Source organism: Methanococcoides vulcani (assembly GCF_900111645.1).
GTDB lineage: Archaea > Halobacteriota > Methanosarcinia > Methanosarcinales > Methanosarcinaceae > Methanococcoides > Methanococcoides vulcani.
The window spans coordinates 1-10120 of record NZ_FOHQ01000011.1 but is presented as its reverse complement, the minus strand read 5'-3'; the positions used below and the strand labels follow the sequence as shown (position 1 = coordinate 10120).

9 protein-coding genes and 1 pseudogene are annotated in these 10120 nt (G+C 41.1%); all 10 read left to right on the top strand.

Annotated elements, in window-relative coordinates; all coding sequences use genetic code 11:
* Window positions 1-1281 (top strand): annotated as a pseudogene (locus BMX02_RS11485) (monomethylamine:corrinoid methyltransferase); the annotation flags it as partial.
* Between the two features lie 1024 nt (window positions 1282-2305).
* A complete protein-coding gene (locus tag BMX02_RS11480; protein WP_091690910.1) occupies window positions 2306-3682 on the top strand; it encodes an APC family permease in 1377 nt (458 codons plus the stop codon).
* 13 nt (window positions 3683-3695) lie between these two features.
* Entirely contained in the window at window positions 3696-3959 is a 264-nt protein-coding gene (locus BMX02_RS11475; RefSeq protein ID WP_091690909.1) for a monomethylamine transporter, read from the top strand.
* A 12-nt stretch (window positions 3960-3971) separates the two neighbouring features.
* Window positions 3972-4205 (top strand): hypothetical protein, encoded by a 234-nt coding sequence (locus BMX02_RS11470; RefSeq protein WP_091690907.1) that lies wholly within the window; start codon window positions 3972-3974, stop codon window positions 4203-4205.
* 216 nt (window positions 4206-4421) lie between these two features.
* The gene (locus tag BMX02_RS11465; protein WP_091690906.1) at window positions 4422-5225 is read left to right on the top strand and encodes a helix-turn-helix transcriptional regulator; all 804 of its coding nucleotides are present in this window, start codon (window positions 4422-4424) and stop codon (window positions 5223-5225) included.
* Window positions 5225-6010, top strand: coding sequence for a helix-turn-helix transcriptional regulator (locus tag BMX02_RS11460; protein WP_091690904.1), 786 nt, complete (start codon window positions 5225-5227; stop codon window positions 6008-6010). Before BMX02_RS11465 ends, BMX02_RS11460 begins: the two co-directional genes overlap by 1 nt.
* Window positions 6011-6040: 30 nt before the next feature.
* The gene (locus BMX02_RS11455; RefSeq protein ID WP_091690903.1) at window positions 6041-8221 is read left to right on the top strand and encodes a histidine kinase dimerization/phosphoacceptor domain -containing protein; all 2181 of its coding nucleotides are present in this window, start codon (window positions 6041-6043) and stop codon (window positions 8219-8221) included.
* A 9-nt stretch (window positions 8222-8230) separates the two neighbouring features.
* A complete protein-coding gene (locus BMX02_RS11450; RefSeq protein WP_091690901.1) occupies window positions 8231-8641 on the top strand; it encodes a response regulator in 411 nt (136 codons plus the stop codon).
* 666 nt (window positions 8642-9307) lie between these two features.
* Window positions 9308-9964, top strand: a complete 657-nt coding sequence (locus BMX02_RS11445) for a corrinoid protein (protein ID WP_091690745.1) — start codon at window positions 9308-9310, stop codon at window positions 9962-9964.
* Between the two features lie 16 nt (window positions 9965-9980).
* Window positions 9981-10120: monomethylamine:corrinoid methyltransferase (locus BMX02_RS11710; protein WP_143052435.1), on the top strand; the 140-nt coding region annotated here is incomplete at its 3' end.

The following is a 10120-nucleotide window of genomic DNA, read 5'->3' as shown; positions in this document are numbered from 1 at the left end:
CCAATGAAGGCAATGGAACTCAAGCAGAAATACAACCTTGACTTTGGCAACGAGTTCGTTCCAACCGACAAGGACCAGATGGAGAGACTCTTCAAGGCAGGTTTCGACATGCTCCTTGAGTGTGGTATCTACTGCACAGACACAAAGAGAATAGTCAAGTACACAGAAGACGAACTCTGGGACGCAATCAACAACCCAATGCCAGCATTCCAGCTCGGTACAGGCAGAGATGCAGTACAGATGAAGAAGAGATCTGTTGGTGACAAGAGAAAGCCAATAGTACAGGGTGGTCCAACAGGTTCCCCAATCTCAGAAGATATGTTCTCTGCAATTCACATGAGCTATGCACTCGAGAAAGAAGTTGACACAATTGTAAATGGTGTTATGATGACGGTTCGTGGTAAGCCACCTATACCAGGCAGCCCATACGAAGTTCTCGCAGCAAAGTCCGAAACAAGGATTATCAAGAACGCAGCAGCAATGGCTGGTAGGCCAGGTATGGCTGTTTAGGGACCAGAGACTTCCCTGTCAGCTCAGGGTAACATCGCTTCCGACTGTGTCGGCGGCCAGGTCACAAGTGACAGCCACGAAGTATCACAGCTCAACGAGCTTAAGATCGACCTCGATGCAATTGCAGTCATGGCTCACTACAAGGGCAACAGTGACATAATCATGGACGAGCAGATGCCAATCTTCGGCGGATACGCTGGTGGTATTGAGGAAACAACAATCGTAGATGTTGCAACTAGCCTTAACTCCATGATTATGAGCAGTGCAAGCTGGCACCTTGATGGTCCTGTCCACATCAGATGGGGATCCACCAACACCAGGGAAACCCTCCAGATCGCAGGATGGGCATGTGCAACAATCAGTGAGTTCACAGACCTTATGACCGGTAACCAGTACTATCCATGTGCAGGTCCATGTACCGAGATGTGCCTCCTCGAAGCAGCAGCACAGTCAGTAACTGACACAGCATCCGGCCGTGAGATCCTCTCAGGTGTCGCAGCAGCAAAGGGTGTCATCACTGACAAGACAACCGGTATGGAAGCAAGGATGATGGGAGAAGTCGCACGTGCAACAGCAGGCATGGACATTGACTCCGTCAACGCTGTACTCGACAAACTTGTAGCATCATACGAAGGCGACTACGCAAATGCTCCTGAGGGTAAGAGATTCCAGGAATGTTACGATGTTGCAACCGTTACACCAACAGACGAGTATGTCAAGGTATACGAGGGTGCAAGGAAGAAACTCGAAGACTTCGGTCTTACATTCTAAGGCTTAGATAGTACATTGATGGTTTTGCCGGCAGGATCTGCTGGCACTCTTTTTTCTATTTTTCGACAGCATTTTTTACTGCGCATTCAATTACCTATATGATGGCGTGCAGGATTTATATCACTTGATTCTGAAAGCACTTCTGATCCTGCTTATAGTGGGAATTTATAATGATAGAAATATTCATTTCAGCAACAACATCATTTCTTGTATCTTGCTAAACCGCGCATGGACATAATACAATAATTCTGAAATATAGTACTACAAGCCCATACCATACCATACGAATGCATTAGAATTATATCCTGATACAACAGCAGGATCTATGCTACTGTATTAAAATCATGGCCAACACACAAGGAACCACACGATAATAAACTTAAGGTGATAAGATATTGTAGAAAGAACTTGCAGAACATTCCGATTTACCCTACATATTAGTGTTCTTGATATTTTCGAGTCAAATCATGTGTTTCCTGAATTACCCAAAAGTCTGGATATTGAAACTCTTTTTGATGAAATTTTGATAATATGCATATGTCTTTAGAATAACATAGAGTCTCTTGTGTTGTTGTGCGGCATCATTTCGCAACGTTTGTAAAAAGTTTTGCTGGCCGTTACACAAAATATATATACTTGATTTTTGCCAAAGCTAATGCAATGTGATTTTATTTAAAGTAGGCATTTTTTTGTATATGCATTAACTAACACTTATATGTAAAAAAACAAAATATATTTATAATATTTCATAAGACACGTAATTCCGGTTACCGTTAGAGCAAAAAATATATAAGTAATAATGATATTTGTGACAGAAATTCGGCAAACTAAATGTAATCTATCCTCAAAGGGTTTTCATCATTGATTACAATAATTAGCTTGCTAGGAAGTAAAGGTGCATGAACATGGATACATGGACTATAATCAATGGAATCATCTATTTGACCTGTTTTGTTTTGATAGGTTGGATGTTATTAGATGCCAGTAAAGTCTCAAAATAATTGTGGTTTTTAAGGAGAGTTAAATGTCTGGAAATACAAATTCGGAACATGCCGGTGTCGTAAAGACACTCCGGCCCTATCACGTATGGGCGCTTGGAGTTGGTATTGTTCTGGTAGGCGAATACATGGGATGGAACTTCACAGTTGCAAAAGGTGGAATACTTGGTTCACTCTTTGCACTACTGGTTGCGGGTACCATGTTTGTAATGGTTTCTTTATGCGCTAGTGAACTAGGATCATCAACTAAACTTGCAGGCGGACCTTATGATTGGGCAAGATTATTCGTAGGACCCGGTGCAGCTGCACTTGTGGGTCTTGCAGTATATATGGAATTCATTGCCCTGGAAGCTGCTGACGCTATTGTCGTTGCATCCATCACAAATTCGATCTTCCCGGAAATACAAACATTCCCGGTTACATTGTTAATTATCGCATTCTTAACATTTATGAACTATCGTGGAGTCGTGGCTGCTCTTAATCTTAACTTTGCACTCACATTCACAGCATTAATAGCTATTATTGTTTTCTTCTTCGCCAACATTACCGGATTTGCTGGCACATGGCATCCAGAATATCTCATATCAGGAGCTATGCCTAACGGTTTTATCGGTATTTTTGCGGCTCTGCAATTTGGACCTTGGTTCTACCTTGGTATCGAAGGAGCAGCAATGTGTGCAGAAGAATGTAAACATCCAACAAGAGCAATTCCTCTTGGTCAGCAAGCAGGTATGATAACCCTTCTTCTCGGTTCAGGTATGACACTCTACTTATGTTCAGGTCTGATCCCAGCCGCAGAACTCGGTACTTCAGTATACCCACTCTTTGAAGCAGCAACAGCAACAGGTTCAAAATTCCTTATTGCAGCTCTCGGGATCGGTACACTTTTCACCTGTCTTGCAAGTGCAAACGGTACAGTTTGCGACGCATCACGGTCATGGTTTGCCCTTTCAAGGGATAAATTTCTGACAAACTGGTTCGCTGACGTGCATCCACGTTACAGCACCCCATACAGGGCAGTCATTTTCACAATGCCTATCGCAATCGCATTTGCATTTAGTGGTTTCCTCGATCAGGTCATCACCTTTTCAATTACATCAGGTTTAATCTGCTATGTAATGATCCCATTTTCCCTGATCCGCTTTAGGAAGTTATTTCCGGAGCACAGCAAAAAGGTCCGCCCGTTTGTGGGCCCTCTGCAGCCAACAATTGCATACATTACGATTTTCCTTGCCATTGTGATCATGTCTACCCTTAACTGGGGATACAGTTACAACCTTATCTTCGGACTCTTGTTCTACGTGATAGCATACTTCTACTTCTCGTGGAGATACAAGAGCATTGAGATAAGTCACGATTGGGGAGAAGACCTCGGATGGCCTGAACCCGCACACAGGAGATAATGGAGGAAGAAACATGGTAAATAAGATAAAATATCACAGCGACCTCAAAAAAGACGCAGGCATTATTGTTCTTGTATTAGGACTCATGTTCTTCTCAGAGACATTTGTCTTTTACAAAATAATGTCAACTCTATGGGATGCAGTGCCTGAACTTCGTACCATCTTTCCGGTCTACCTCTTGTTCCTGTTACTCCTGCTCGGGATCGAGACCATCGGTTGCATCACTGTGTACAAATCCATCAAGGAACACATGTACGACTTTAACTATTACGATTAAGGAGATGGAAATATGGCAAAATCTGAAGTAAAAAGTAATATGATCATGCAGATCGCAGATATCCTGTTCATCTTCGTTGTCGCAGGTATTTGTGTAATAGCTCCCGTACTTATACTTGGAGGAGGAGCTGATACTGGAGCCATGATATTCGAATGGAATCCTTTCGAATACTTCGGTCTGTTGGCAGTGATCCTTGTATTCTTTGCTGTGATCCTGCACCACTCTCTTAAGAACTATATTTATTAAATAGACTCCAAATGGTTGTGGTTTAACTGCCACAACTTCTCCTTTTTATATTTTTTACTGTCATTGAAGCTTAATTTCTATAAGATGTTTCTAAATGAATTTCAGTTACATTCGCAATAATAAATAGAAACCTTCTTATCTAACAAACAATCATTATACTGTTACAAATAAAAGCTGAAATATATCATCAGCAGTATTTCGTGATAAAGGGGTACAATGACATCGTCACTGACAGATCATGTTTGGCTTTCGGAAAAAAGAACGAACCTGCTTTTGTTGCTAATGGAAGGTCCTCGGGACATCGAACAGATCAAGATGTCGCTTAACGTGACATCACGAGGAATGATGCCACAAATAAAGAAGCTCAAGGATAAGCATCTGGTCATTGAAGAGGATGAGCACTACAAATTATCGAACATCGGAGAGCTTGTCGTTAAGAACATGCTACCCCTGATCAACACATTAAGCATGATCGCCGAGAACAAGAATTACTGGGAGCAACATGATATCAACATCCTGCCACCCCATCTTTTCAAACGACTTCATGAACTCGGAAACTATCTGCTGCTTGAACCTGACCTTCACTATACCTTTGAGATCCCAAAAGAATTTACAGAAAATCTCCTGAAATCAAAGGAGATCATGTCCATCATTTCTTTTTACAGACCTGAATACCCAAAATTCTATTCTGAACTTGCAGAAAGGGCAAATAGTCTTACACTGATACTTTCAGAATCAGCATTTAAAAGAATGAAGACTAACAATATGAAAGAACTGGATTTCCTTTTATCTGCAAAGAACACACAGGTCTTATTGTATCAGGGCGAAGGAAGACCGCCAGCAATTGATGTATCTGAATGGTTCATGTACATCAGCTTTTTAAATCAAAATGGAAGCTATGACCACAATGATATAATGAGCTTTGATGAAAGTGCTTTGAAATGGTGTACCGAATTGTTCGATCATTATTGTGATCGATCTGTGAAAATAACAGATGTTGAAAAGGGTGGGGATATATAATGGTATTAGACCTGATAGAAACCCTCTTCCTTTCAGAGAAAAGAGAAAATTTACTTATCTTGCTTCTTAATGGGCCCACAGATATAAAGAAGATCAACTCAATGCTCGACGTCAGTTCTTCTTCCATACTTCCACAGATAAAAAAGCTAAGGGAATCAGGGCTTGTCCATAAGGATGATAATGGAACCTATGAACTAACAACCATAGGACGTCTTATAGTCGAGAACATGAAACCGTTATCCAATATGCTGAAGGTTTTTGATAAATCAGATCTTTACTGGGATGATCGTGAACTGAACACCATTCCGGAAGAACTTCTTAACAACATAGGAGACCTGGGAGAGATCGAACTTGTCGTGCCTGATCTGGACCATATGTATGAAATTCCGGAAAAACTAATAAGTAATACTAGTGACTCACAAGAAATGAGTGCAATGCTATCATTTTTCCATCCTGATTTCCCCCGATTCTACAAAGATATAACGAACAGGGGAGTAGTCCTTGACTTGATAGTTACAGATTCTGTATTTGAAAGAATGCAAAATGACTATGAAGAGGAAATGAAGACCATATTGGAATCGGGAAATACGACTTTTCTAATTTGCAAGGACGAGGTCAAAGCGCCTACTTTTAATGTCACTGAAAAATGTGCCTATATCAGCTTCTTTAACAGCCAGGGAAGATACGATCACCAGGATATCATCACATTTGAGGATAGTGCAGTTGATTGGTGCAAAGAGCTCTTCTCTTACTATCGTGAACTTTCACGACCTGTCAACGAATAAAACCCATTACAAAACGTGTGTGGTTCAAGCATGGAATGGAAAGATCTGTCATTGAAATTTAAATTGGTCCTTTATATAGTAGTAGGCATTTCCTTCATATTATCAGCTTCATCAATTACTATAATTTCCACAGTTACAGAACAGGAAGAACAGCTTGCATACCATGACTCTATTCAGAATGCCAAAAGCTTCGCTCATGAGTACAATGCCGATATGAAATCCAACATGGCAATAGCAAATTCACTGGCAGCACTTATGGTAAAATATGAGTCCGCTGACCGTAATGAAACAAATGAGATGTTAAAACAGTTACTGGTAGAGAACCCACACCTCATTGGGGCATATGTTGGTTTCGAACCGAATACCTTCGATGGTAGGGATGCTGAATTCATAGGAACGGAAGGTCATGATGAGACCGGAAGGTTTGTGCCATACTGGAATATGATAAACGGTCCGATCAGTGTAGAACCTCTTGTAGATTATGAGACATCAGAATATTATCAGGGTCCAAAGAAACTCAAACAAAACGTGGTCACAGAACCTTACCTTTATCAGGGAGCACTGATGGTGAGCTATGATTCCCCTATTATCAGGAATGGGGAATTTGTTGGTATCGGCGGTGTTGATGTATCGTTAAACTATGTCGATGAGGCCGTAAGCAGTGTTAAAGCCTTTGATACCGGCTATCTTTTCATGGTTAGCAACGGCGGAATACTCCTATCACATCCTGTGAACAAGGAATGGATCGGAACGACCTCCATCTATGATTTTGACATCCCACAAATAGCTATTGCTGCTGATGATATAAGGAATGGAGTTGGTGGCCACATTAACACTATCGATCCGGTAACCTCAAAAGAGGTCGTCATGTTCTATGAACCAATCGGAACCGGAAATTATGCCATTATACTTGTTGTACCACCCGAAGAGATGTTCGCAGGTGTTAACTCCATAAGATCCGATCTGATCTCCATTTACATATTCTCCATCTTCTTCATGGGATTAATGGCCTTTTTCATAGCATCTTCATTCACAAACAGGATAAACGAGATCGTAGTAGACTTCAAGAAGATATCCGGAGCAGCTATCAGAGGAGATCTGGATGTAAGGGCGAATACTGATGTTGAGATAGACCTCAAGTTAATACCAAAAGGTTTGAACGATATCCTTGATTCCCTTACCAGCTATTCTAAAGAACTACAGAATTCCTATGAACTCATAAGGAAAATGGAAGCAGCCGTTAACAGTAGCAGCATCGTCGTATTCTGGTGGAAATATGAAGAGGGTTATCCTGTCGAATTCGTTTCTGATAACATTGCACAACATGGTTATTCAATAGAGGAATTCACATCCGGTAAAGTACTATATGGTAATATAATACATCCGGAAGACCGGAAAATGGTATGGGATGAACTGCAAGCTTGTGCAGATGAAGGAAAGGATAATTTCCATAAAGATTACAGGATCGTTACAAAGAATGGAGAGATACGCTGGGTACATGAAGACACACACATCCAGCGAGATGAAGAAGGAAAGATCGCATATTTCCAGGGCACTATTCTTGATATTACCGAACGCGTTGAAGCCGAAGAGAACCTCAAAGCAATGGAAGAAGTACGGACAAAGGAGATCCATCACCGCATTAAGAACAACCTGCAGGTCGTTTCAGGAATGCTCTATCTGGCATCCCTGAACTTCAAGTACCAGGAGGTCATAGACGCCTTCAGGGACAGTGAGAACCGTGTACGCTCCATTGCACTGATACATGAAAAACTCTACCAGTCAAAGGACCTTATAAGTCTTGATTTTGCTGATTACATTGAGAACCTGACCGATCACCTTTTCCATTCCTATAATGTAGATCAGGAAGACGTTAAACTGATATTGAACGTCGAGGATGTTTTCCTGGGAATGGATACAGCTGTCCCTCTTGGGATCATTATCAATGAACTGACATCAAATGCACTACAACACGCTTTTGAAAAAGGTAAAAAAGGAGAGATCAAGATCGAGTTCCACAAGAACAACGATGTCTTCACACTTATAATTAGTAATACAGGGAAACCATTCCCCGAAACTCTAGACTTCAAAAATACAGAATCACTTGGACTTCAGCTTGTAACTAACCTGACATCCCAGATCGACGGTGAAATAGAGCTGGATAAGACCAATGGAACCAAATTCAAGATAACTTTCCGTGAGAACAAATAAGGGGTTAATATGAAAGATACCAGGATACTCGTAGTGGAGGATGAAGCAATCGTAGCGATGGCGATCAAAAAGAGGCTCATGACCCTTGGTTATAGTGTTTCAGGGGTCGCTGCTACAGGGAAGGATGCAATTACCAAGGTGGAAGGAACATTTCCTGACCTTGTGCTTATGGACATAATGCTAAAAGGGGACATGGATGGAATAGAAGCAGCTGGAGAGATACGAAAACGCTTCTCAATACCAGTAGTGTACCTTACAGCACATTCCGACGAGAAGACACTGGAGAGGGCAAAACAAACAGAACCCTATGGATACATACTCAAGCCATTTACAGAAAGGGATCTAAGTAGCAATATTGAAATAGCGATACACAAACACCTGAAGGAAGAACAAAAAGAAAACTCTGCAGGGGAGGAATAACACCTTTTCCCATCCCTTTAATATCATTTTTTCAAGATGCTACCTTTCACAAACCGAGTATCTGCAGGAATAGATCGCAGAAAAAGATGCTGTATCTTCTTTTGCAAGGGCTTAATTGCAAACATTTGAATGTTTGTTCAGCATGTTATCCCCAGACCTTGATTTTGTTGATCAAAAGCAAATTTGACAGTTTTGATCCTTTGTATGCTTTTTTGTGCTAAAAATGTCTGTGAGCTTCTGGCTCAAAGAGAGCTTTCAATAGCTTGTTGATGTCACTACCATGTTTAGTCGAATGAACATGACTAAGAACGTTATTAATTTTGACTGGCAAAGTTGGGATCAAAACAATATTTCCCGATACCCCCTACTAATTTCATTTTATTTTATTTTAGATATAGCAGCTTTGTCAATTTTAACGCCCTTGTCCCTTTTGATCACAATGTCAATTCTGCTTAAAACATACATTTGAAAGATAGTGTCAAATAACCCGGGTTTCGCCATATTATATTCATACTGTCTGTTCAGATGGCTAAGTGATATTTTAATGCAGATTCAAAAAACGCTATCGGCTAGGTTATATAACTTTCAGACCAGTGTTCTATATAGTAATGCCTGCAATGATTTGGCATTGACTGGATAAAGTGAATAATACAAAAGGTGAAGAAAATGGGAAATCAGGAACTTTTTGACAAACTTAAAAATGCAATAGTGAACCAGGATATCAACGGCTGCCCTGCAATAACACAGGAAGCACTTGATGCAGGAATTAGTGCCTTCGACATTATAAACGAAGCACTTGCACCAGGAATGAAGATCGTCGGTGACAACTTCGAAGCAGCAACTATCTACCTTCCACAGATCATGATGTCTGCAAAGGCAATGAAATCCGCAATGGAGATCCTTGAGCCTATCCTCGCAGAAGAGAAAGGCGAAGAAGAGGGTGTAGGTATGGCAGTAACATTCGTACAGGAAGGAGATATTCACGATATCGGCCACCGTCTCGTTACAACAATGCTCGGTGCAAACGGCTTTGAGATCATGGACCTTGGAACAGATATTCCAAATGAGGATGTAGTAGAAGCAATTGCAAAGAACAAGGGTAAGAAAATGCTCCTTGTCGGTTCCGCACTGATGACAACATCAATGCTTGGTCAGAAGGATGTAGTAAGGTTACTTGAAGAAGAGAACCTCAGAGATTCTGTCAAGATCATGTTCGGTGGCGCACCAGTCACAGATGAATGGATCGCTGAGTGTGGTGCAGACGGCACAGCCGAAAATGCAGCAGAGGCAGCAAGAGTAGCACTTGAACTCATGAGCGCATAAATTAGGGGAAATTAAAATGACATTCACAAAATCAGTAACTTGCTTTGATTTCTATGACCGTGCACAGAAGGGTGAGAAAGCTACCCAGGATGACTGGGATCTGATGACCATTCCAATGAAGGCAATGGAACTCAAGCAGAAATACAACCTTGACTT